Annotated in this window: 21 protein-coding genes; 18 read left to right on the top strand and 3 right to left on the bottom strand. The window is 59.1% G+C overall.

Annotated features, from left to right (window positions below):
* Positions 1-40: 40 nt before the first annotated feature.
* The 11 genes from glpD to PPTH39_RS09310 all read left to right on the top strand — a co-directional run bounded on the left by glpD (position 41) and on the right by PPTH39_RS09310 (position 10,825).
* Positions 41-1,579 carry a glycerol-3-phosphate dehydrogenase gene (glpD, locus tag PPTH39_RS09360; protein WP_130871903.1) on the top strand — a complete coding sequence of 513 codons (1,539 nt, stop codon included), beginning with the start codon at positions 41-43 and terminating at the stop codon, positions 1,577-1,579.
* 330 nt (positions 1,580-1,909) lie between these two features.
* Positions 1,910-2,839, top strand: coding sequence for a glutamate/aspartate ABC transporter substrate-binding protein (locus tag PPTH39_RS09355; RefSeq protein WP_095001409.1), 930 nt, complete (start codon positions 1,910-1,912; stop codon positions 2,837-2,839).
* A gap of 202 nt (positions 2,840-3,041) precedes the next feature.
* Positions 3,042-3,788, top strand: coding sequence for an amino acid ABC transporter permease (locus PPTH39_RS09350; protein WP_016779683.1), 747 nt, complete (start codon positions 3,042-3,044; stop codon positions 3,786-3,788).
* Positions 3,788-4,462: an amino acid ABC transporter permease gene (locus tag PPTH39_RS09345; RefSeq protein WP_019823564.1), complete on the top strand. Its 675-nt coding sequence runs from the start codon at positions 3,788-3,790 to the stop codon at positions 4,460-4,462. The genes PPTH39_RS09350 and PPTH39_RS09345 overlap by 1 nt, the downstream gene beginning before the upstream one ends.
* Entirely contained in the window at positions 4,459-5,193 is a 735-nt protein-coding gene (locus tag PPTH39_RS09340; RefSeq protein WP_016779681.1) for an amino acid ABC transporter ATP-binding protein, read from the top strand. The genes PPTH39_RS09345 and PPTH39_RS09340 overlap by 4 nt, the downstream gene beginning before the upstream one ends.
* Positions 5,194-5,361: 168 nt before the next feature.
* Complete coding sequence (gene aauS / locus PPTH39_RS09335) at positions 5,362-7,266, top strand: two-component sensor histidine kinase AauS (protein ID WP_130871902.1); 1,905 nt, start codon at positions 5,362-5,364, stop codon at positions 7,264-7,266.
* A complete protein-coding gene (gene aauR, locus PPTH39_RS09330; RefSeq protein ID WP_095001411.1) occupies positions 7,263-8,588 on the top strand; it encodes a two-component response regulator AauR in 1,326 nt (441 codons plus the stop codon). Before aauS ends, aauR begins: the two co-directional genes overlap by 4 nt.
* Positions 8,589-8,596: 8 nt before the next feature.
* Complete coding sequence (locus PPTH39_RS09325) at positions 8,597-8,923, top strand: GlpM family protein (RefSeq protein ID WP_198417407.1); 327 nt, start codon at positions 8,597-8,599, stop codon at positions 8,921-8,923.
* 179 nt (positions 8,924-9,102) lie between these two features.
* Positions 9,103-10,029: an arginase family protein gene (locus PPTH39_RS09320; protein ID WP_130871900.1), complete on the top strand. Its 927-nt coding sequence runs from the start codon at positions 9,103-9,105 to the stop codon at positions 10,027-10,029.
* Positions 10,020-10,394, top strand: a complete 375-nt coding sequence (locus tag PPTH39_RS09315; RefSeq protein ID WP_095001413.1) for a DMT family transporter — start codon at positions 10,020-10,022, stop codon at positions 10,392-10,394. The genes PPTH39_RS09320 and PPTH39_RS09315 overlap by 10 nt, the downstream gene beginning before the upstream one ends.
* An 11-nt stretch (positions 10,395-10,405) precedes the next feature.
* Positions 10,406-10,825 carry a DMT family transporter gene (locus tag PPTH39_RS09310; RefSeq protein WP_095001414.1) on the top strand — a complete coding sequence of 140 codons (420 nt, stop codon included), beginning with the start codon at positions 10,406-10,408 and terminating at the stop codon, positions 10,823-10,825.
* Between the two features lie 62 nt (positions 10,826-10,887).
* Here the strand turns inward: PPTH39_RS09310 and PPTH39_RS09305 are convergent, their stop codons facing one another.
* Positions 10,888-11,652, bottom strand: coding sequence for a MipA/OmpV family protein (locus tag PPTH39_RS09305; protein ID WP_130871899.1), 765 nt, complete (start codon positions 11,650-11,652; stop codon positions 10,888-10,890).
* Positions 11,653-11,880: 228 nt separating this feature from the next.
* Here PPTH39_RS09305 and PPTH39_RS09300 point away from each other — a divergent pair, with 228 nt between their 5' ends.
* Genes PPTH39_RS09300 through PPTH39_RS09275 form a run of 6 tightly spaced genes read left to right on the top strand, consistent with a single transcriptional unit; the run spans position 11,881 to position 19,114 of the window.
* Positions 11,881-12,576 (top strand): MtnX-like HAD-IB family phosphatase, encoded by a 696-nt coding sequence (locus PPTH39_RS09300; RefSeq protein ID WP_130871898.1) that lies wholly within the window; start codon positions 11,881-11,883, stop codon positions 12,574-12,576.
* Entirely contained in the window at positions 12,569-13,963 is a 1,395-nt protein-coding gene (locus PPTH39_RS09295; protein WP_095001417.1) for an aspartate aminotransferase family protein, read from the top strand. The genes PPTH39_RS09300 and PPTH39_RS09295 overlap by 8 nt, the downstream gene beginning before the upstream one ends.
* The gene (locus PPTH39_RS09290) at positions 13,960-14,826 is read left to right on the top strand and encodes an alpha/beta hydrolase (RefSeq protein WP_095001418.1); all 867 of its coding nucleotides are present in this window, start codon (positions 13,960-13,962) and stop codon (positions 14,824-14,826) included. The genes PPTH39_RS09295 and PPTH39_RS09290 overlap by 4 nt, the downstream gene beginning before the upstream one ends.
* Positions 14,827-14,841: 15 nt before the next feature.
* On the top strand, positions 14,842-15,966 hold the full coding sequence (locus tag PPTH39_RS09285) for a GNAT family N-acetyltransferase (protein ID WP_095020393.1): 1,125 nt from the start codon (positions 14,842-14,844) through the stop codon (positions 15,964-15,966).
* Complete coding sequence (locus tag PPTH39_RS09280; protein ID WP_095001420.1) at positions 15,966-17,726, top strand: sensor histidine kinase; 1,761 nt, start codon at positions 15,966-15,968, stop codon at positions 17,724-17,726. Before PPTH39_RS09285 ends, PPTH39_RS09280 begins: the two co-directional genes overlap by 1 nt.
* On the top strand, positions 17,723-19,114 hold the full coding sequence (locus PPTH39_RS09275) for a sigma-54-dependent transcriptional regulator (RefSeq protein WP_130871897.1): 1,392 nt from the start codon (positions 17,723-17,725) through the stop codon (positions 19,112-19,114). Before PPTH39_RS09280 ends, PPTH39_RS09275 begins: the two co-directional genes overlap by 4 nt.
* A 42-nt stretch (positions 19,115-19,156) precedes the next feature.
* Here PPTH39_RS09275 and metE read toward each other — a convergent pair whose 3' ends face one another.
* The gene (metE, locus tag PPTH39_RS09270) at positions 19,157-21,469 is read right to left on the bottom strand and encodes a 5-methyltetrahydropteroyltriglutamate--homocysteine S-methyltransferase (protein ID WP_095001422.1); all 2,313 of its coding nucleotides are present in this window, start codon (positions 21,467-21,469) and stop codon (positions 19,157-19,159) included.
* A gap of 107 nt (positions 21,470-21,576) precedes the next feature.
* Between metE and metR the strand changes: the two genes are divergently transcribed.
* A complete protein-coding gene (gene metR, locus PPTH39_RS09265; RefSeq protein WP_095001423.1) occupies positions 21,577-22,494 on the top strand; it encodes a transcriptional regulator MetR in 918 nt (305 codons plus the stop codon).
* Between the two features lie 52 nt (positions 22,495-22,546).
* Here the strand turns inward: metR and PPTH39_RS09260 are convergent, their stop codons facing one another.
* On the bottom strand, positions 22,547-23,059 hold the full coding sequence (locus PPTH39_RS09260; RefSeq protein WP_130871896.1) for a GNAT family N-acetyltransferase: 513 nt from the start codon (positions 23,057-23,059) through the stop codon (positions 22,547-22,549).
* Between the last annotated feature and the right edge of the window lie 7 nt (positions 23,060-23,066).

Here is a 23,066-nt window from a genome sequence, read left to right as displayed (position 1 = left end):
GTTCGAATTCAAATATGCGTAAAGAACGCGAGGCCAACCCATGCCCCTGACCACCTTGCCTGCCACTCCCCTCGCTGAGGTTTACGACGTCGCCGTTATTGGTGGTGGAATCAATGGTGTCGGGATTGCGGCAGATGCAGCCGGGCGCGGCCTCTCGGTGTTCCTTTGCGAAAAGGACGATCTGGCCAGCCACACGTCCTCTGCCAGCAGCAAGCTGATCCACGGTGGCCTGCGCTACCTCGAACATTACGAGTTCCGCCTGGTGCGCGAAGCGCTGGCCGAACGCGAAGTGCTGCTGGCCAAAGCCCCGCATATCGTTAAACCGATGCGTTTCGTATTACCGCACCGACCGCACCTGCGCCCGGCGTGGATGATCCGTGCCGGCCTGTTCCTGTATGACCACTTGGGCAAGCGTGAAAAACTGGCTGGTTCAACCAGCCTCAAGTTCGGTGCCAACAGCCCCCTTAAAGCAGAAATCACCAAAGGCTTTGAATACTCCGATTGCTGGGTCGACGACGCGCGCCTGGTAGTGCTCAACGCCATGGCCGCGCGGGAAAAAGGCGCCCATGTTCACACCCAGACCCGTTGCGTCGGCGCGCGCCGTAACAAGGGCTTGTGGGAGTTGAACCTGGAACGTGCAGATGGCAGCCTGTTTTCGATCCGCAGCAAGGCCCTGGTCAATGCCGCCGGCCCCTGGGTCGCCAAATTCATCAAGGACGACCTCAAGCTGGACTCGCCTTACGGCATCCGCCTGATCCAGGGTAGCCACCTGATTGCGCCCAAGCTGTATGACGCGCCAAATGCCTTCATCCTGCAGAACGAAGACCAGCGGATTGTGTTTACCATTCCGTACATGGACCAGTTCACCATCATCGGCACCACTGACCGCGAATACACCGGCGATCCGGCCAAGGTCAGCATTACCGAAGAAGAAACCGACTACCTGCTTAATGTGGTCAACGCCCACTTCAAGCAGCAAGTGAGCCGCAGCGACATTCTGCGCACCTACTCCGGCGTGCGCCCGCTGTGCAATGACGAGTCCGACAACCCTTCGGCCGTGACCCGCGACTACACCCTGGCATTGTCTGGCGCAGCGGGCGAAGCCCCGCTTCTATCGGTATTTGGCGGCAAACTGACCACCTATCGCAAGCTGGCCGAATCGGCCATGGCACAGCTGACACCCTACTTCACCCAGATCAAGCCGAGCTGGACCGCCAGCGCGACATTACCCGGCGGCGAAGGCATGACCACGCCAAAAGCCCTGAGCGAGGCCCTGGTCAGCAAATACAGCTGGCTGGATGCCGCAATTGCCAAGCGCTGGGCAATCACCTATGGCAACCGCTCCTGGAGCTTGCTCGAAGGTGCACAAGGCCTGGGCGACATGGGCGAGCATATCGGCAGCGGCCTTTACAGCCGTGAGGTTGATTACCTGTGCAACCAGGAATGGGCACTGGAGGCACAGGACATCCTGTGGCGCCGCACCAAGCTTGGGTTGTTCACCACGGCCGAGGAACAGGCCCACCTGAGCCAGTACATGACCACCCTTGGCCTGAAACACCGCAAGGTTCAGGCCGCTTAATCCGCGTTTAGATGGCCCGTGGGAGCGAGTCCGCTTGCACGGGCCTTCGCTCCTCCCCCCCCCGCACTGCCTGCCTTTCATTCGGTTTTCCGAACGCACTCCCCCCCAATGATTCGGCTTTCCGGGCATCTGCATGCCACCGAAGTCCCGACATAAAACTTTAATTCGTTATAAATCAGCAGGTTAGACTTTAATGCCAGGGCTGGCACGACTCATGCTCTACACTCTAAGCCGAATGCTTAAACAGAGCGTTTAGCCTGTTGAGACGTTCTGAGTAAAAAAGGGCCTGCAAACGGGCTCAATAAAAAAAACAATGTCGAGGAAACATCGATGCGCATCGTTCCGCAACTTTTGGGCGCAGCAATTGCTGCAGCTCTGATTAGCACTCCAGTTTTTGCAGCCGAATTGACCGGCACACTGAAGAAAATCAAAGAATCCGGCACCATCACCCTTGGGCATCGTGACTCCTCCATTCCGTTCTCCTACATCGCGGACGCTTCCGGCAAACCGGTTGGCTACTCCCATGATGTGCAACTGGCTATCGTTGAAGGGCTGAAAAAACAGCTCGACATGCCGGACCTGAAGGTCAAGTACAACCTCGTTACCTCCCAGACCCGTATCCCGCTGGTGCAGAACGGCACCGTTGACGTTGAGTGTGGTTCCACCACCAACAACGTTGAACGCCAACAGCAAGTCGACTTCTCGGTCGGCATCTTCGAAATCGGTACGCGCCTGCTGTCCAAAAAGGACTCGCCTTACAAGGACTTCGCTGACCTGAAAGGCAAAAACGTCGTGACCACTGCTGGTACCACCTCCGAGCGCATCCTCAAGGCGATGAACGCCGACAAGCAGATGGGCATGAACGTGATCTCGGCAAAAGACCACGGCGAAGCCTTCAACATGCTGGAGTCGGGCCGTGCTGTTGCTTTCATGATGGACGACGCCCTGCTGGCCGGTGAAATGGCCAAAGCCAAGAAGCCTACAGACTGGGCCGTGACCGGCACTCCACAGTCTTACGAAATCTACGGCTGCATGCTGCGTAAAGGCGATCCGGAATTCAAAAAGGCCGTGGATGACGCCATCGTTGCCTACTACAAGTCGGGCAAGATCAACGACACCTACAAAACCTGGTTCGAGTCGCCGATTCCACCAAAAGGCCTGAACCTGATGTTCCCGATGAGCGATGAGCTCAAAGCGTTGATTGCCACCCCTACCGACAAGGCAGCAGACGACAAACCGGCTGAAGAAAAGAAATCCTGATTTCAGCCGGCTGAAACCCCCGGGCGCAAGCCATTGCGCCCGGGGGTGTCGACCACCTTTGGACTAAGCTTCTTATTGCATTAGAGAGCACTCGACCCGCCGGTTATCGAGCGGGCTAAGTGTGCCCGGCGACCCTGCCGGGTGAGAACGGATTCCCTGAAGCAAGTGCTTGTTTATAGACCCATCTGAGGGGAGACCCTGCATGAATTACAATTGGGACTGGAGCGTGTTCTTCAAGTCCACCGGCGTAGGCAGCGAGACATATCTCGACTGGTTTATTTCCGGCCTGGGCTGGACCATCGCTATCGCTGTTGTCGCCTGGATTGTCGCGCTGATCCTGGGTTCGCTGCTGGGCGTGATGCGCACCCTGCCGAACCGCTTTATCGCGGGCATTGCCACGGTATACGTAGAAATCTTCCGTAACGTTCCGCTGCTGGTGCAGCTGTTTATCTGGTACTTCCTGGTGCCCGATCTACTGCCGCCCAACCTGCAGGAATGGTACAAACAGGACCTCAACCCGACCACTTCGGCTTATCTGAGCGTTGTCGTGTGTCTGGGCCTGTTTACCGCCGCACGTGTTTGCGAACAGGTACGTACCGGTATCGAAGCCCTGCCACGGGGCCAGGAAGCAGCGGCCCGCGCCATGGGTTTCAGCATGGCGCAGATCTACTGGAACGTGCTGCTGCCACAGGCCTACCGAATCATCATTCCACCGCTCACCTCCGAATTCCTCAACGTGTTCAAGAACTCGTCCGTGGCTTCGCTGATCGGTTTGATGGAACTGCTGGCGCAAACCAAACAGACGGCCGAGTTTTCCGCCAACCTGTTTGAAGCCTTCACCCTAGCCACGTTGATCTACTTCACCCTGAACATGAGCCTGATGCTGTTGATGCGCCTGATCGAGAAAAAAGTAGCCGTACCCGGTCTCATGTCTCTGGGGGGCAAATAATGGACTTCTTCGATTTCAGCGGGATTGTCCCCGCCCTGCCGGGCCTGTGGAACGGCATGATCATGACCCTCAAGCTGATGGTCATGGGCGTTGTCGGTGGTGTGGCCCTGGGCACCGTGCTGGCCCTGATGCGTTTATCGTCAAGCAAGTGGATGGCCAACCTGGCCGGCGCTTACGTGAACTATTTCCGTTCCATCCCGCTGCTGCTGGTGATTACCTGGTTCTACCTGGCGGTGCCGTTCGTGCTGCGCTGGATCACCGGCAAGGACACCCCGATCGGGGCGTTCGAGTCGTGCCTGGTAGCCTTCGTCATGTTCGAAGCAGCCTACTTCTGCGAAATCGTGCGAGCAGGCGTGCAGGCCATCCCCAAGGGTCAAATGGGTGCAGCCAAGGCCCTGGGCATGAGCTACGGCCAGGCCATGCGCCTGATCATCCTGCCCCAGGCCTTTCGCAAAATGACCCCGCTGCTGCTGCAACAGAGCATTATCCTGTTCCAGGACACCTCTCTGGTCTACACGGTTGGCCTGGTGGATTTCCTCAATGCCTCGCGTTCCAGTGGCGACATCATCGGCCGCTCCAATGAGTTCCTGATCTTCGCCGGTCTGGTGTATTTCATCATCAGCTTTTCCGCCTCGCTGCTGGTCAAGCGTCTGCAAAAAAGGTTTGCCGTATGATCTCGATCAAGAACATCAACAAGTGGTACGGGGACTTCCAGGTACTGACCGATTGCAGTACTGAAGTCAAAAAAGGCGAAGTGGTCGTTGTCTGTGGCCCGTCGGGCTCGGGCAAGTCGACCCTGATCAAGTGCGTCAACGCCCTTGAACCGTTCCAGAAAGGCGACATCGTGGTTGACGGCACCTCCATTGCCGACCCGAAGACCAACCTGCCGAAGCTGCGTTCGCGGGTTGGCATGGTGTTCCAGCACTTCGAACTGTTCCCGCACATGACCATCACCGAAAACCTGACCATTGCCCAGGTCAAGGTATTGGGCCGCAGCAAGGCTGAAGCCACCAAAAAAGGCCTTGAGCTTCTGGAACGCGTAGGCCTGTCGGCCCATGCCCACAAGCACCCCGGCCAGCTTTCCGGCGGGCAACAACAACGTGTGGCGATTGCCCGCGCCCTGGCCATGGACCCGATCGTCATGCTGTTTGATGAACCGACCTCGGCCCTTGACCCGGAAATGGTCAACGAAGTGCTCGACGTCATGGTGCAGTTGGCCAACGAAGGCATGACCATGATGTGCGTGACCCACGAAATGGGTTTTGCCCGCAAGGTCGCCAATCGGGTGATCTTTATGGATCAGGGCAAAATCGTCGAAGACTGTGAGAAAGAAGAGTTTTTCGGTGATGTATCGGCCCGCTCCGAGCGTGCCCAGCACTTCCTCGCCAAGATCCTGCAGCACTAAACACCCGTTCAGCTCCCACCGGCTTGGGTGGGAGCGGGCTTGCTCGCGATGGCAGCGATCCTGGTTAACTGATGAACCGCGCCGCTCCCATCGCGAGCAAGCCCGCTCCCACAGTGGATCTACGTGAACGGTCAACCACTGCACAGTGGTTGACCCAAGGCATCTGTGATGAAATGCGACCCCACTCTTTATCGCGGTGCTCCGCCCTCACTTGCCGTGAAACCTCGCCTGCTCCGTCATTTCCTGCTGCCTCTGCTGATCATCCTGTTGACGATCGGCCTGGGCTACGCGGGCTATCGCATCAGTGAACACTTCGGTATTCGTACCCTGAGCGAAACCGGCGAACGCCAACTGGAACTGCATGCCCGTACCGTTGAAAGTGAGCTGGGCAAATACACTTACCTGCCCAGCCTGCTGGAGCTGGAGTCCAGCGTTTCGCGATTGCTCGCCGATCCCTCCGTGCAGAACCGGGTCACCGTCAACCAATACCTCGAAGGCCTGAACCGCCGCAGCCGCAGCCGGGCCATCTATGTGCTCGACACCACCGGCCGCGTGATGGCTACCAGCAACTGGCGGGATACCGACAGTTATCTGGGCGAGGACCTGTCATTTCGCGCCTATTTTCAGGATGCCGTACGCGGCCAGCCCGGACGCTTCTACGGCATTGGCAGTACCTCGGGTGAACCCGGCTACTACCTCGCCCACGGCCTGGAAGAGCAGGGCAAGATCATTGGCGTGGCCGTGATCAAAGTCCGCCTCGAAGCCCTTGAGGAGCGCTGGCAACGCGCCCGCCTCGAAGCCTACGTCAGCGACGAGAACGGCATTATCATCCTGTCCAGCGACCCTACCCGGCGGCTCAAGTCCATCCACCCGCTCAGTGCCGACACCAAGGAGCGCCTGGCCCGCAGCCTGCAGTACTACTGGTGGCCGCTCAACGAGCTGGAACCGCTGGAGCGGGAAAACCTCGCCGAAGGCGTAGAAAAAGTCACCTTCGCCAGCAGTAACGATGTGGTGACCGACCACCAGGAAGTCAGCTACCTGGCGCAAACCCGCAGGCTTAACGACACCCCCTGGGACATCACCCTGCTCACGCCATTGCAAGACCTGCGCCGTGAAGCGGCGAACCAGGGAATGCTGGTGGCGGTGGCATTTGCCTTGCTGGCCTTTTTGCTGATTGCCTGGAATGAGCGACGCAAAGTGATAGCCACCCGACTGGCTGCACGGGAAGCCCTGCAAGAGGCCAACAACCAGCTGGAGCGCAAGATCACCGAGCGCACCACCCACCTGCGGGCCAGCAACGAACGGCTCAAAGGCCAGATACGCGAGCGGCGCCAGGCCGAAGACACCCTGCGCCGCGCCCAGGATGAACTGGTACAGGCGGGCAAGCTGGCGGCCATCGGGCAGATGTCCACCAGCATCGCCCATGAACTGAACCAGCCGCTGGCGGCCTTGCGCACGCTGTCGGGCAATACCGTGCGCTTTCTTGAACGCGGTGATCTCAAGGTCGCCGCGGACAACCTCGGCACCATCAACAATCTGGTCGACCGAATGGGCCGCATCACCGCTAACCTGCGCTCCTTCGCCCGCCGCGGTGACGATCATGGCCAGGCCTGCCTGGGCAAGGCCGTTGACGCCGCCCTGCAACTGCTCGCCAGCCGCATGGAAGAATCAGGGGTGCAACTGCATCGAGACTTCACGGAGGTGGCGCTCAAGATTGATCAAACCCGACTTGAGCAAATTCTGGTCAACCTGATCGGCAATGCCCTGGACGCCATGCAAGGTCAGGCGACACAACCGCAACTGTGGCTGACGGGCGAGCCCAACGACGCCAAATACCGTCTGTGCGTGCGCGATAACGGTCCCGGGATCGAGCCAGAAGCACGCAAACATCTCTTTGAACCCTTCTTCACCACCAAACCCGGCGAACAGGGTCTAGGCCTTGGCCTGACCCTGTCGGCCAGCCTGGCCGCTGCTGCCGGCGGCAGCCTCAGCGTCGAGTTCCCGGTCACCGGTGGTATCGCATTTGTCCTTCTTTTGCCGCTGGTACAACCTGCTAAGGCCGACACGCCATGAATAACGACCTGACGGTCCTGATTGTTGAAGACGATCCCCATGTTCTGCTCGGCTGCCAGCAGGCGCTGGCGCTCGAAGATATTCGCAGCGAAGGCGTCAGCAGTGCCGAACAGGCGCTGGCGCTGGTAGGCGACAACTTCCCGGGTATCGTCATCAGTGATATCCGCCTGCCCGGAATGGATGGTCTTGAACTGCTCAAGCACCTCAAGGCCCGCGACCGCACCCTGCCGGTGGTATTGATTACCGGGCATGGCGATATTTCCATGGCCGTGGGCGCCATGCGTGACGGTGCCTATGACTTTATGGAGAAACCCTTCTCCCCCGAACGCCTGGTTGATGTGGCCCGTCGTGCGCTGGAGCAGCGCAGCCTGGCGCGGGAAGTCTGGTCGCTGCGCCGTCAGCTTGCCGAGCGTGATTCACTTGAAGGACGCATCATCGGCCGCTCGCCGGCCATGCAGCAGTTGCGCGAACTGATAGCCAACGTCGCCGATACTTCAGCCAACGTGCTGATTGAAGGTGAAACCGGTACCGGCAAGGAGCTGGTCGCCCGCTGCCTGCACGACTTCAGCCGCCGCCAGCCCCAGCAATTTGTCGCCCTCAACTGCGGTGGTCTGCCGGAAAACCTGTTTGAAAGCGAAATTTTCGGCCACGAAGCCAACGCCTTTACCGGGGCAGGCAAACGCCGCATCGGCAAAATCGAACACGCCCATGGCGGCACGCTGTTTCTCGACGAAGTGGAAAGCATGCCGCTCAACCTGCAGATCAAACTGCTGCGGGTTTTGCAGGAGCGCACTCTGGAGCGCCTGGGCTCCAACCAGAGCATCGATGTGGACTGCCGGGTTATTGCGGCGACCAAATCCGACCTCGACCAACTGAGCAAGGCCAGCCAGTTTCGCAGCGACCTGTACTACCGCCTGAACGTGGTCACACTTGAGCTGCCTCCTTTGCGCGAACGCCGCGAAGACATCCTGCAACTGTTTGAATACTTTCTGCAGCAATCATCATTGCGTTTCGACCGTGCGGCCCCGGAGCTGGATAACCAGACCCTGTCCAGCCTGATGAGTCATGACTGGCCGGGCAATGTGCGGGAACTGCGCAACGTGGCCGAACGTTTTGCCCTGGGCCTGCCGGCGTTCAAAAAGCCGGGGAGCAATGCAGCGCAGGGGCTGGGGTTTTCCGAGGCGGTGGAAGCGTTCGAACGCAACCTGCTCAACGATGCCCTGCAACGCAGCGGCGGCAACCTGACCCAGGCCAGCCAGGAACTGGGCATGGCCAAGACCACCCTCTTTGATAAAGTCAAAAAATACGGGCTCGCGCACTGATGGATCTGATTCTCAAAGCTGCACTGGGCGCTGGAGTGGTGATCATTCTGGCCATGCTGGCCAAAACCAAAAACTACTACATCGCAGGGCTTGTGCCGCTGTTTCCAACCTTTGCCCTGATCGCCCACTACATCGTCGGCAAAGGCCGCTCGGTGGACGACCTGAAAACCACCATTGTGTTCGGCATGTGGTCGATCATTCCTTACTTCGTGTACCTCGCTGCCCTGTACGTGCTGGTCGATCGCATGCGCCTTGAAGTCTCGCTGGCGCTGGCCGCCGTAGCCTGGCTAATGGCCGCGACCGTGCTGGTCAGCGTTTGGGTACGCCTGCACTGAAACGATGGGAGCGGGCTTGCTCGCAATACAAATGACGCGGTTTGCCAGATAAACAGCAGTGACATCCTCGCTGGCAACCCCGACCCCCACAGGCCAAGTCGTTTGGCCCGCCCCTTGCATTTACCCTATAAAGCCCGCCCTGCCTGGATCGGCGGCGATGACATGGGGTAAATCACACTTTGAATATTCTCGATCTTGATCACAGCCTGACCTCACAAGCACCGATTAAGCAACGTCTGACCGACGGTCGTGCCACACGCCTGGACTTGCTGGAACTGGGGCCGCAACTGCGTCTGTGGTCCACCGAACGCAATTACCGGCGCTTCGCTGAACGCCTGCAACAACGGCCGAAACGCTCCACGCAGCGGCCAGAAATCTTTTTTATAGGCTCCGGCGACTATCACCACCTGACCCCGGCCTTGCTCGCGGACTTGCCCGAACCGATCACCCTGATCCACTTCGACAACCATCCTGACTGGGTACGCTTTGCCCCCCGCCGCCATTGCGGTTCGTGGGTCAACCGCGCCTTGAAGCTGCCGAACATCAAACGCATCGTCACCCTCGGCCCCTGCAGTGACGACCTGCAAAACCCGCAGTTCAAGGGCGCAAATCTCGGGGCCCTGTGCCGTGGCGATTTGCAACTATTCCCCTGGCAGCATGCCCCCACCAAGGTCTGGGGCCGAATCGGCGACGGCGCAGGGCACGAGCAGCACGAGAACCTGTTGCACTGGCGCAACCTGGCCGACCAGGACTGGCCGACCTTTCTCGACGAGTTGATCCGCAGTCTGCCTACCGAAGCGATCTGGATAACCGTGGACAAAGACGTACTCGCCTGCGAAGACGCCGCCACCAACTGGGACCAGGGCGGTATGCGCCTGACCCACTTGCTTCAGGCCCTTCGTGCCCTGGCCACCAGCAAGCGGGTATTGGGTATTGATGTTTGCGGTGAATTTGCCAAGGCTGCGCACCGCAATGTGCTCAAACGCTGGGAGGCCCGATCGGACCAGCCAGCACCTGGGCGCTGGAGTGAAAGCGATCTGCTGCGCAACTCAACCACCAATGAAGCGCTGATCCACTTATTCGAGGAGCTGTTCCCATGTCCTTGATCGTAATTGCGCTGGTGGCGTTTTCCATTGTGCTCGATGTTATCGGCCAGCTGTGTTTCAAAATCGGACTGGACCGCTTGCCGGAACTGGAGGGTGGTTTTCGCCTGAATGCCTTCTGGGGTCAGGTATTTAGTGCACCGATGCTGTGGGCTGGGGTCGGCGCTTACGTGATTGAGTTCTTCGTCTGGCTGGAGGCCCTGTCGAGGGCACCCTTGAGCTTGCTATTCCCGGCCGCAGCGCTGGCGTATTGCGGTGTGGTATTCGCCGGCAAGGTGTTCCTGGGCGAACACGTCAGCCGTCGGCGCTGGATGGGCACCCTGGTTATTACCCTTGGAGTGATGCTGGTCTGCATCACCGCAGCTTGAGGAGTTGAGCAATGGCAAACACTGACGGGTTAAAAGCCCCGGATAACGGCTGGCTGCACGGGCGTTTGGGCACGATTGTGCTGTGGGCCTTGTTGATTGCTCTCGAGAGCGCAGGGCAAATAGCCACCAAAATCGGTGGCGATCAATTGGGACAGATGGACTTCACCCTGCAGTGGCTCCAGGCCGTGCTGCTCAACCCGGGAGTATGGGTGGCCATTGCCTGTTATTTCGGCGCGTTTTTTGTCTGGATGCTGATATTGCGCCGCAGCAGCCTGTCGCTGGCGTTTCCCCTGAGTTCACTGGTATTTGTCGGGGTGCTGATGGGCTCCTGGCTGGGCCTTGGCGAGCAAATCAGCGCACTGCACTGGGCAGGCGTGGCGGTGATTGTCGGCGGGATTGCGCTGCTGGCCGATGGTGAACCGGAACATTGAGTCACTGCCTGCTTTCCCTTAGCCCAACCCTCTCTTTCCGGGAGAGGGTTGGGAGGGCCGCTTCAGAATTTGTAACTGACCGCCGTCTGCACCGCGCCCTGATTCACATTGCCCTGCTCGCGTACGATGCTGCTGTCCGCCGCCGCCCTCAGCAGGCGTGTCCAGCTGGCACTGGTCACCAGCGACCAGTTCGCGGTCAGCGGAAACTCGAAATTCTGGGTCAAGGTAACATTCTGGAGGCCGCCACTGGCCTTGTACGCGGAAATCCCTGACGCCTGCGCCTCGCTGTCACTTACGCCAAAAAAGGTCGACATCTGCCGACCATCAGCAAAGTGCACCGCCAATTGGCTGCTGCCGATAATCCCCAGCCCCAGCGGGTAACCCAACTCGCCCCCGACCTGACCCAGCACCCCGCCTTGACCGCCTGCACCACCCACCGCCTGCCCGAGCTGTGCATAGACACGCCAGAAGTCAGCCGGGCTGTACTGCACAAAGCCGCCGAGCATGGCCATGTCTGAAACATCGCGCAGGCCCCGCAGCGAACCATTGGCATTGCGTCCCGACACATAGTTGAGCACGGGCCCTGCGCTCCAGCCGCCGGCCTTGAAAGCACTCCAGGTCAGGCCGTCATCGGTATTGAGGCTGACATCGCCCCAGTCCACATCAAAATACGGCAATGGCACTGTCTGGTAGCGGCTGGCGCTTGGGTCATACGGCTGATAGCCAATCCCCATGCCCACTTCCCCACTGGGGCCGTCTGCGGCATGGGCAGCCGCGCTGACGCCCAACAAAGTGAGCAGCAAAAAAGCACAGACCGGAGTTTTCATCACGAGGGTTCCATAGAGGTTCTATGCGCGCATCAATCCCTTTTTAGCGCGCCCTGCGCAAGCACTCATGTTGTTTGTAGCAAGCTACAAAAATTGTAGCTTCAAGCTCGACTGCCACCCAAAAACTCGCGCAGAGCCCCAGCCCACGGGGCTTTCAATTATTGGCACAGTCAATGCTATGTCCTCTGGCAAGCGCAAAAAGTGCGCCTTTTCGACAGGACAATGCAGATGATGCAATGGCATATCGTGTGTGATTTCGATGGGACCATTACCCGTACCGACGTCATCGACAACATTCTTCAACGTTTCGCCGACCCCAGCTGGGAAGCGATCGAAGACCAATGGTTGCAGGGTGACATCGGTTCGCGTGAATGCCTGAGCCGCCAGCTGTCGCTGGTCAAAGCCACGCCTGCCGAGCTGCTGGCCTATTTCGACAGCGTTGAGATTGACCCTGACTTCCCCGACTTCGTCGACCACGTCATCGGTCTTGGCTCCTCCATCGAGGTCGTCAGTGACGGCATCGAACAAGCCATCGCCCGCATTCTGGCCCGTAACTACGTAAGCCTGTTGCCGATCCTGGCCAACCGCCTGCGTCAGGTCGACCAGAACAGTTGGCGCATCGACTTCCCTTATTCCAGCGACGCCTGCCGTGCCGCCTCGGGCAACTGCAAGTGCAAATCCGCCCCCGACGGCAAACGCGTGCTGGTGATTGGCGATGGCCGCTCCGACATGTGCGTGGCCTCTGGCGCCGATTTCGTCTTTGCCAGGGACGGCCTGGCCGAACACTGCGAGCGCAACGGTATCCCGTACGCACAATTTGACTCCTTTGCCGAACTCCCGGCCCTGCTCGCCAAACTGCCGAGCCATGCCGCCAACGCGCCCCACTATTCTCGTGAACAGCAGGAACTCTTCAATCATGTCTGATATTCGAATCGCTACCCCTGAAGACCAGATTCTTCTGGAAAAAGAAGCCAAGTACTGCTCGTACGGCGACACCGTTCACTACATCGAACCACCGCGCATTTTTAGCCGCTGCGAAGGCTCCTACGTGTGGGACACCGAAGACCAGGCCTACCTCGACCTGCAAATGTGGTACTCGGCAGTCAACTTCGGTTATTCCAACCCGCGCCTGAACAACGCCCTCAAGCAACAGATCGACACCCTGCCGCAGATCGCCAGCCAGTATCTGCACAAGGGCAAGATCGAGCTGTCGGAGCGCATTGCAGTCGACGCCAAAAACAAGTTCGGCCTCGACGGTCGTGTGCACTTCAACGTCGGCGGCTCGCAATCCATCGAAGACTCGCTGAAGGTGGTGCGTAACGCCAGCAACGGCAAAAGCCTGATGTTCGCCTTCGAGGGCGGTTACCACGGCCGCACCCTGGGCGCCTCATCGATCACCTCGAGCTACCGCTACCGTCGCCGTTACGGCCACTTTGGCGAACGCGCCAACTTCATCCCGTTCCCGTACCACTTCCGCGGGCCAAAAGGCATGACCAAGGAAGAGTACGGCAGCCACTGCGTGCAACAGTTCGCCCGTCTTTTCGAGACCGAATACAACGGCGTGTGGGACCCGAAAGTCGGCCAGAGCGAATATGCCGCGTTCTACGTCGAGCCGATCCAGGGCACCGGCGGCTATGTAATCCCGCCGATGAACTTCTACAGCGAGCTCAAGCACGTACTGGATCAGCACGGCATTCTCATGGTGGTTGACGAAATCCAGATGGGCTTTTGGCGCACTGGCAAGCTGTGGTCGATCGAACACTTCGACGTCAAACCCGACGTCATCGTGTTCGGCAAGGCACTGACCAACGGCCTCAACCCGCTGGGCGGCATCTGGGCCCGTGAAGAGCTGATCAACCCCAAGGTATTCCCGCCGGGCTCGACCCACTCCACCTTCGCCTCCAACCCGCTGGGTACTGCGGTGGGCCTGGAAATGTTCAAGATGACCAGCGAAGTCGACTATGGCGCGATGGTCATGGCCAAGGGCAAGTACTTCCTCGACGGCCTGCAAGATCTGCAAAAACGCTACCCGATCATCGGTGACGTCGACGGCCTGGGCCTGGCCCTGCGCTGCGAAATCTGCGGCCCGGACGGTTTTACCCCGGACAAGGCCACTCTCGACTTCATGGTTGAGGAAGGCATGAAGGGGGATATCGAAATCGACGGCAAACGTCTGGGTCTGATTCTCGACGTGGGCGGCTACTACAAGAACGTTATCACCCTGGCGCCGTCGCTGGAAATCAGCTACGCCGAAATCGACCTGGGCATCGCCCTGCTCGATCGCCTGCTGGCTCGGGCCATGAAACGGTGAACGGGGCAGAGATCGATCTGGGCGAAGGCAACACCGGTTTCGTTCTCGGCACGGGTGAGGTCGGGGTCTTGTTGATCCACGGCCTTACCGGCACCCCGACGGAGTTGCGTCGGGTTGCCCAGGGGCTGGCAAAAGACGGGACGTGCACGGTGTACGTCCCCACCCTGGCCGGGCACTGCGGTGACAACAGCGACCTGCAGGCCACCGGCTGGCTGGACTGGTATGAAGGCGTGCGCAAGACCTTTGCCGGGATCCGCCAGCGCCACCAGCAGGTGTTCGTCGGCGGGCTGTCGATGGGTGCGGTAATGTCGATGTACCTGGCCTCCGAACACCCGGGCCAGGTCGCCGGGCTGTTGATGTACTCCACGACCTTGCGCTATGACGGCTGGAGCATCAACAAGCTGGCCTTTATGACCCCGCTGCTGATGAAGATCCCCTTTGGTGTGCACCTGTGCAGCTTTGAGGAAAAGCCGCCCTACGGTATTAAAAACCAGCGCCTGAGGGCCATTGTCGAGCGCCAGATGAAAGCCGGCGAGAGCAGCAATGCCGGGTTGTTGACGATGGAAGGGATCACCGTGCGTGAACTGCACCGGATGAATGCCGTGGTGAAAAAACGCATGCCTTCGATCACCACCAAAGCTCTGGTGCTGCACTCCATTGAAGACGATATCACCAGCCGCTGGAACGCCGATTACGTCGAACGCCATCTGGGCGGGCCGGTGACCAAGGTGCTGCTCGACAACTGCTATCACATGATCACCGTCGACCTGCAATACCGCCGCGTGATCGAACTGAGTGACGCCTTTATCAAGAAAAACAGCCGCACGGCACCGGTCCCTGTCGAGTACCTCAAGCAGGCCTGAGCCCAAGGACGCCCCATGATTACAGCCCAAGTCTTTTCATCCATTCAGGCAATCGACCGTGAAGCCTGGAATGACTGTTTTCCAGATGCCCTGGAGGATTGGGATTACATTATGGCCGTCGAAAAAGCCGGGATTGAAGGCTTTGCATGGCGTTACCTGACGATGTTCGAAGGTTCCACCCTGATTGCCGCAGCGACTGCGTTCACCACGTGCTATCGCCTCGACACCACGGTCCAGGGCATCGGCAAACGCTTTACCGAAAAACTCAATCGCGCACTCCCGGGGTTGGTGCAGCTAAAGCTTTACGCCATCGGCTCACCGGTGACCGAACAATGCAGTGCGGGAACGGCCAGTCATGTACAGGCGGCGCAGCGCCCTGCCCTGCTCGCCCGGTTGCTGACCCTGGCCCAGACCGATGCGGCCCGCCTGGGTATCGGTCTGATTGCCGTCAAGGACGTCCCCAGCCATGACGCTGACTGGGCGCACAGCTGCAAGGCGGCGGACTTTCAGGCCATGCCCGGCTTGCCCAGTGCGACGCTGCCCGTGCCCTTTGGGTCAGTGGACGGCTACCTTGGCTCGCTGGGCAAGTCCACCCGCAAAGACATGCGCCGCAAACTGCGTACGCCTGGCCCACGGGTGGAATGGCGCAACGCAATTGACGACGTCTTGCCTGAAATCATGCGCTTGTACGAGGCCAGCCTGGCGCGCAGTGATCTGCAACTGGAGCGCTTACCAGCGACCTATTTCACCGGTATCCTCCAACAACTCGGCGACCGGGCAGTGTGCGTTTTGTACTGGCTCGACGATCAACTGGTGGCGTTCAATCTGGTGTTGATTGACGAACACCGTCTGATCGACAAGTTTTTTGGTCACGACCTTGAGCTCACCCGTGACTACAATCTGTACTTCAGGAGTTGGCTGGTGAATGTCGATTACTGCATACGTCACAATATTGCCCTGTACGAATGCGGTCAGGCCGGCTACGCGAGCAAGATTCGTCTGGGCTGCACCTTTCAAAGCAATACGCTGTTTTTCCGGCATCGCAACTGGCTGATCAATAACGCACTCAAACTGGTCAAACTGTTCATTCGCCCTGACCGCCACGACCCGGCACTGGCGGCTGCGATAAGCGAGTACTAATGCCCACCACGCCCAAAACACCGCGCCAGCCACAACCCTTCAAAGTGTCGCGCTGGACCGTACAGCGCAAACTGGTGCTGGCGTTCTGGCTGGTCAGCGTGATCCCGACCATGATTGCTGCCGAACTGGCAGCGACCACCCTGTCGCAGATTTTCGACAGTAACGTACGGGTCTGGCTGCAGGAGTCGACCAAAATCGTCAAGGACGAGATCAGCGAAATCCTCGCGGACAACGCCCGCGCCGCCAAGCTGCTTCTCCAACACGCCCACCCGCCGTCCTCCAGCAAGGCCATCCGCCATGACCGGCTGACTGCCGATATCGCCGAAGCCATGGGCATAGACGTGGTCGCGCTGATCCGTGACAGCGACCACAAAGTGATTTTCAGTACCGCCAGCGACACCATTGTCGACCAGATCAGCCTGAGCCCCAACGCTGTACTGCAAACTATCAATGTCGGCGGTGTGCCAACCGGCACCGTAGTCTCGACCTTTGCCACCAGCCAGGATGGAGTGAACTATCAGCTGCTGGTGGCTACCTATATGGACAGCAGCTTTCTGACCAGCGTGGCCGACGTGCACTCCCTCGACTTGCGTTTGTACCTGTCCAATACGGCAGGCTTTGCCGAGATATTCTCCAGCCAGCGTTTCGAAGACCGCCAGCTGATGGTGCCCGGCGCCATCGAACAAACCCTGCGGGAAACCCGTCAGCCCAGCGAACAATTCACCAGCCGCTACAGCGGCTTGTACTGGCCCATCCTCAACGACACCGGTGAGCTGCAAGGGGTGATCTACAGTGGCCTGCTGCGCCATAGCAGCCTGGTGGGGCTGGTCAACCAGAGCAACCTGTTCGCGTTGATCTTCCTGGTCGGCTCGGTACTGTCGCTGACCGTCGGCTGGCTGGTTTCCGAACGCCTTACCCGGCCGTTGCGCGACCTTTCCGAAGGGGTACGCGCCGTCACTGCCGGGGACTACAACCAACGCGTGGCGGTGTCGGGCAACGACGAACTGGCCGAGCTGAGCAGCACCTTCAACCATATGACCGCACGACTGGGCGAGCTGCATCATCTCGAAGCCCAATTGCGTCGCCGCGACCGCCTGCATGCCCTGGGCGAGGTGGCTATGGGCCTGGCCCACGAAATCCGCAATCCCCTGGGCATTATCAAAACCGCGACCCAACTGTTGCACCGCCGGGCCGATCTGGGTGAAACCGACAAGCGCCATCTGGAGTACGTGGTCAGCGAAGTGACCCGCATCAATGACCTGATCACCGAGTTTCTCGAATTCGCCAAGCCCAGCGCCCCCGTGCGTGCGCCGCAGCTGGCGCGGCCTCTGGTCGAAGACATTCTGGGTTTCTGCAAACCGGAGCTGGAAAGCCACACTATTGATGCCCACATCGACGATCAGGCGCCCGGTGCGACCCTGTACGCCGATGCCGGACAACTCAAACAGGCGTGCCTGAACCTGATCATCAACGCCATCGACGCCATGCCTGAGGGCGGATGCCTGACCGTACGCATTTCCCGCGAAGAGGACTACACAGTAATAGGCATTGCTGATACCGGAGAAGGAATCGCACCCGATATGCTTGAGCGTATTTTCACGCCCTTTGTGACGACCAAAGCCTCAGGCACGGGGCTGGGCCTGGCCAAAGTGTTCTCCATCATGGACAGCCACGACGGACGCATCGAATGCATCAGCGAGAAAGACGTCGGTGCCACCTTCAACCTGTACATTCCGGCCCACGGAGGGGATGAAACATGAGTCATAACGTGCTGGTGGTCGACGATGAGCCCAAACTCTGCGACTTGCTCAGCTCGGCACTGAGCCAGAACCAGATTCAGGTCTTCACTGCCAGCAACGGCCTGCAGGCACTTGAAGTTCTGGAGCAGGAAGATATCGACCTGGTGATCAGCGACTGGCGCATGCCCGGCATGGACAGCCCGCAGTTACTGGCCGAGATCAAACAGCGTTACCCGAACCTGCCAGTGATTGTAATGACCGCCTACAGCACGGTAAAAAACGCCGTACAGTCCATACGTAACGGCGCCTACGATTACATCGCCAAGCCCTTTGATATCGACGAGCTGGATATTACGGTCAGCAAAGCCCTGCAGTTTCGCGACATTTTGCGCGACAACGCGCGCATGCGCGCCGAGCTGGACGAGCACCAGCACATCGACAGCCTGATTGGCGACAGCCCAAGCTTTCGCCGGGTACTGCAGGCCATCGACTCGGTACGCGAGAGCAACGCCACGATCCTGCTGACTGGCGAAAGCGGTACCGGCAAAGAGATGGTCGCCCGCGCCATCCACAAACACGGCAGCCGCGCCGACAAACCCTTTGTCGCGGTCAACTGTGCGGCGATTCCTGAGGGGCTGCTTGAAAGCGAGATGTTCGGCCACCGCAAAGGCGCGTTTACCGGCGCCGTAGCAGACAGGGTCGGGCGCTTTATGCAGGCCGACAAGGGCACCCTGTTTCTCGATGAAGTGGGCGATATGCCCCTGGCCTTGCAGGCAAAAATCCTGCGGGCGCTGCAAGAACGGGTGATCGAGCCAGTGGGGGATCCGCGAGAGCGCAAGGTGGATGTGCGGGTCATCGCCGCCACCAACAAAAACCTGCTGCAAGCCGTAGCCGACAAGGAGTTTCGCGAAGACTTGTATTACCGCCTGAACGTCTTCCCGATTCCGCTGCCCGCGTTGCGCGAACGCGTTGAAGACATCGCCTCGCTGGCGCGGCACTTTGCCCATAACCTGGGTGCTACCGCAGGCAAACGCATCACCGGTTTCAGCCCCAGCGCCTTGCAGGCGATGGCCCAGTACAGTTGGCCGGGCAATATTCGCGAACTGCAAAACTGCGTGGAGCGCGCCACCATTGTGGCCAATAGCAGCACTATCCAGGACAGTGACCTGCCGCCCTACCTGTTCAGTGCCCAACCCGGCCAGAGCAGTGCCTTGCTTGCCCCCGGACCGAGCGTGCCCCCCGACCTGGAAGCCGCGTTGGCCGAAGTCGAAAAAGCCTACATTCTAAGTGCCCTGCAACAGGCCAATGGCGTACAGGCTGCGGCGGCGCAGTTAATCGGCATATCCGAGCGCAGTTTCTGGTACCGCCTGAAAAAGCTGGATATTCATGTCGATAAAATTGTCAGGTAACACCTCAAAGCCCCTCACCCGGAGGGAGAGGGGCTATTGATCTCAAGCGGCTTGCAAGCGTAGTTGCCGTGCTGCCGCGACCATGTTGATCAGTGCCGCTTCAGTCTCGGCCCAGGCCCGGGTTTTAAGGCCGCAGTCGGGGTTGACCCATAGCCGCTCAGCGGGAATACGCTGCGCTGCCTTGCTCAGTAACTTGATCATCTCAGCCGTTTCCGGCACCCGTGGCGAGTGGATGTCATACACACCCGGGCCGATGTCGTTCGGATAGTCGAACGCTTCAAATGCATCAAGCAGTTCCATGTCCGAGCGCGAGGTTTCGATGGTGATCACGTCCGCGTCCATCGCGGCAATCGACTTGATCACATCATTGAACTCGCTGTAGCACATATGGGTGTGGATCTGGGTTTCATCCCCCACACCCGAGGCACACAGACGGAAGGCTTCCACCGCCCAGTCCAGGTATTCCTGCCACTGTGCACGGCGCAACGGCAAACCTTCACGGAACGCGGCTTCGTCGATCTGCACGATTTTGATCCCTGCCTGTTCCAGATCCACCACTTCATCGCGGATCGCCAGAGCCAGTTGTTGCGCCTGTACTTTGCGCGATACGTCTTCGCGGGGGAAGGACCACATCAGCATGGTCACCGGGCCTGTCAGCATGCCTTTCATCACCTTGTCGGTCAGGCCCTGAGCGTATTTGATCCACTCAACGGTCATGGCCTGCGGGCGGCTCAGGTCGCCGAAGATGATGGCCGGTTTTACGCAACGTGAACCGTAGCTCTGTACCCAGCCGTATTGGGTGAACACATAGCCGTCCAGTTGCTCGGCGAAATACTCGACCATGTCATTGCGCTCGGCCTCGCCGTGTACCAGTACGTCCAGACCCAAACGTTCCTGGACCAGTACAGCGTTGCGGATTTCGCTGTGCATCGCGTCGGTGTATTCGCTGGTCGACAACTTGCCTTGTTTGTAAGACTGACGCGCCAGACGAATCGAAGCAGTCTGCGGGAACGAGCCGATGGTGGTGGTCGGGAATGCCGGCAGATTCAAGCGGGCACGCTGCACTTCGATCCGTGCAGCAAAGGGTGACTGGCGCTGGCTGTCGGCGTCGGTGATCGCTGCAATACGGGCTTGTACGGCGGCCTTGTGAATACGTGGCGAGCTGGCCCGGCTTTGTTGTACGGCGCGACTTTGGGCCAGGGCTTCTTGTACCTTGGGGTCTTGCGGGATATTCAGCGCATCACGCAGCACTGCAATTTCAGCGCACTTTTGCTTGGCGAAGGCCAACCAGCTTTTCAGCTCGGCATCCAGTTTGGTTTCGCGGTCCAGATCCACCGGGCTGTGCAACAGCGAGCAGGAACCGGCTACCCACAGGTTATCGCCAAAACGCTCTTCGGCTTCCTGCAGTTGCGCCAGGGCGTTTTCCAGATCGCAGCGCCACACGTTGCGGCCATTGACCAGGCCCAGGGACAACACTTTGTAAGTCGGCAGGCGGTCCAGAATGGCATGCAACTGGTCGGGAGCACGCACCAGATCCACGTGCAGGCCATCCACCGGCAGGCCAACCGCCAGGCCGAGGTTGTCTTCCAGGCCGCTGAAGTAGGTGGCAACCAGCTTCTTGAGTGGCGAGTATTGAAGAATGTGATACGCGCGTTCAAAGGCGTTTTTCCATTCCTGTGGCAGGTCGAGCGACAGGATCGGCTCGTCGATCTGTACCCATTCCACGCCCTGCTCAGCCAGGCGGGACAGGATTTGAGCGTAAACCGGCAGCAGGTTTTCCAGCAGGTCGAGCTTGTTGAATTCGTTGCCTTTGGCCTTGCCCAGCCACAAGTAGGTCAACGGGCCAATGATCACGGGTTTGACCTTATGGCCCAGCGCCTGTGCTTCTGCCGTTTCTTCAAACAGCTCGTTCCAGCTCAGATCAAAGCGCTGGTCCTGACTGAATTCCGGTACCAGATAGTGGTAGTTGGTATCGAACCATTTGGTCAGTTCCTGGGCATACTGGCCTTTGCCGTGCTCAGCACCGCAGCAGCTCTGACTGGCACCGCGAGCCATGCCAAACAGGGTATCCAGGGTTGGCTGGCGCTGCTCGTCCAGGGTGCTGGAAAAACGCGGGGGGATCACGCCGAACGTCAATGAGTGGGTCAGCACCTGGTCGTACCAGGCAAAGTCACCGACCGGCAACAAATCGATGCCTGCGTCTTTTTGCAACTGCCAGTGGGTGGCACGCAATTGGCGGCCAACGTCTTTCAGCGCGGCCTGGTCAATATCACCCTTCCAATAGGCTTCGAGTGCTTTTTTCAGCTCGCGGTCTGCGCCGATGCGGGGGAAACCAAGATTGTGTGCCAGGGCCATAACAACATTCCTTCGTGTAAGTAATGGCACTATTATCGACACCCGCTACAACATGAGACAAACTCAACGTTTTCGTGTTGATCATCAAAGTTACTCATGGAGCCACTGTGCTGGAAATTCGTCACCTCAAAACCCTGCACGCGTTGCGCGAGTCAGACAGTCTGGTCGAAGCAGCCGAACGCCTGCACCTGACCCAGTCCGCTTTATCCCACCAGTTCAAAGAGCTTGAAGAGCGCATGGGCATGCCCCTCTTTGTGCGCAAAACCAAACCGGTTCGCTTCACCAGCGGCGGCTTGCGCCTGCTGCAACTGGCCGATGCCATGCTGCCCCTGCTGCGCGGTGCCGAGCGCGATATCGCACGTCTGGTTGGCGGAACGGCCGGTCGTCTGCATATGGCGATTGAATGCCACAGCTGCTTCCAGTGGTTGATGCCGACCATTGACCAGTTCCGCGATGCCTGGCCCGAGGTCGAGCTGGATCTGGCATCCGGTTTTGCCTTCGCACCCTTGCCGGCACTGGCCCGGGGCGATCTGGATCTGGTGGTCACGTCCGACCCGCAGGAAATCGCCGGGCTGACCTATGTGCCGCTATTTACCTATGAAGCCATGCTAGCAGTGGCCAATCAGCATCCATTGGCCAGCAAGCCATTTATCGTGCCTGAGGATTTGAGCAGCGAAATTCTGATCACTTACCCGGTGGAGCGCGATCGCCTCGACATCTTTACCCGCTTCCTGGAGCCGGCCGATGTAGAACCTGCGCAGGTTCGCACCTCGGAGCTGACAGTGATGATGATGCAGCTGGTAGCCAGCGGCCGGGGAGTCTGCGGGATGCCGCACTGGGCGCTGCATGAATACAGCTCACGGGGTTATGTGAAGGCCAAACGCCTGGGCGAGAAAGGCCTGTTTGCGACACTCTACGCCGCGATTCGCGCCGACATGCTGGATGCACCTTATATGCGCGACTTTTTGCTGACAGCCAAGGACACGTCATTTTCGACGCTGGATGGCGTGAGTGCGGTTCGCTGACAACGGCAAGGCAGTTTGGGAGCGGGCTTGCCCGCTCCCACCCAGAGCCCGGTCAGTTCTCTTCTATATTGACCAACCGGCGCATATGCACCCGGTCGTAATAGGCCTCCCCCACCCGAATTGCGCAGTCTTCCAGCCCAGACTGTGCAAAACCGCAGCGCTGGTACAACGCCAGTGCAGCATCGCTGTTAACGCTGACCGTCAGTTCGATCACCTTGGTTTCGGGCTCTTGCTCAGCCAGTGAAACCACCGCCTGCACCAGATGCTCCCCCAGCCCTTGCCCACGAAAAGCCTGCGACACATACAAACCAAACAACGTGGTCTTGTGCCGGGCATCTTCCCAGGGTTCGAATGCCAGGCCGACAATGCCCACCAGTCGGGAATCGACAAAAGCACCGAACAGGGCGCTCAGTTCATCGTCCAGTTTTGCTTCCCACCAGCTCAGCGGTAACTTCTCACGTTGGGTTATGGAGGATACAAAAGCCTCGGGGTGCTGCGCATAAGCCTCAAGCATCAGTTGGCGATAAGCCTTGGCGTTTGCGGGTTCAAGCAGTTCTATAGCCATTACGGGT

This window comes from Pseudomonas bubulae (genome assembly GCF_900618535.1).
Lineage (GTDB): Bacteria > Pseudomonadota > Gammaproteobacteria > Pseudomonadales > Pseudomonadaceae > Aquipseudomonas > Aquipseudomonas bubulae.
The sequence above is the reverse complement of the archived record's forward strand: the minus strand, read 5'-3'. Positions and strand labels throughout refer to the sequence as shown.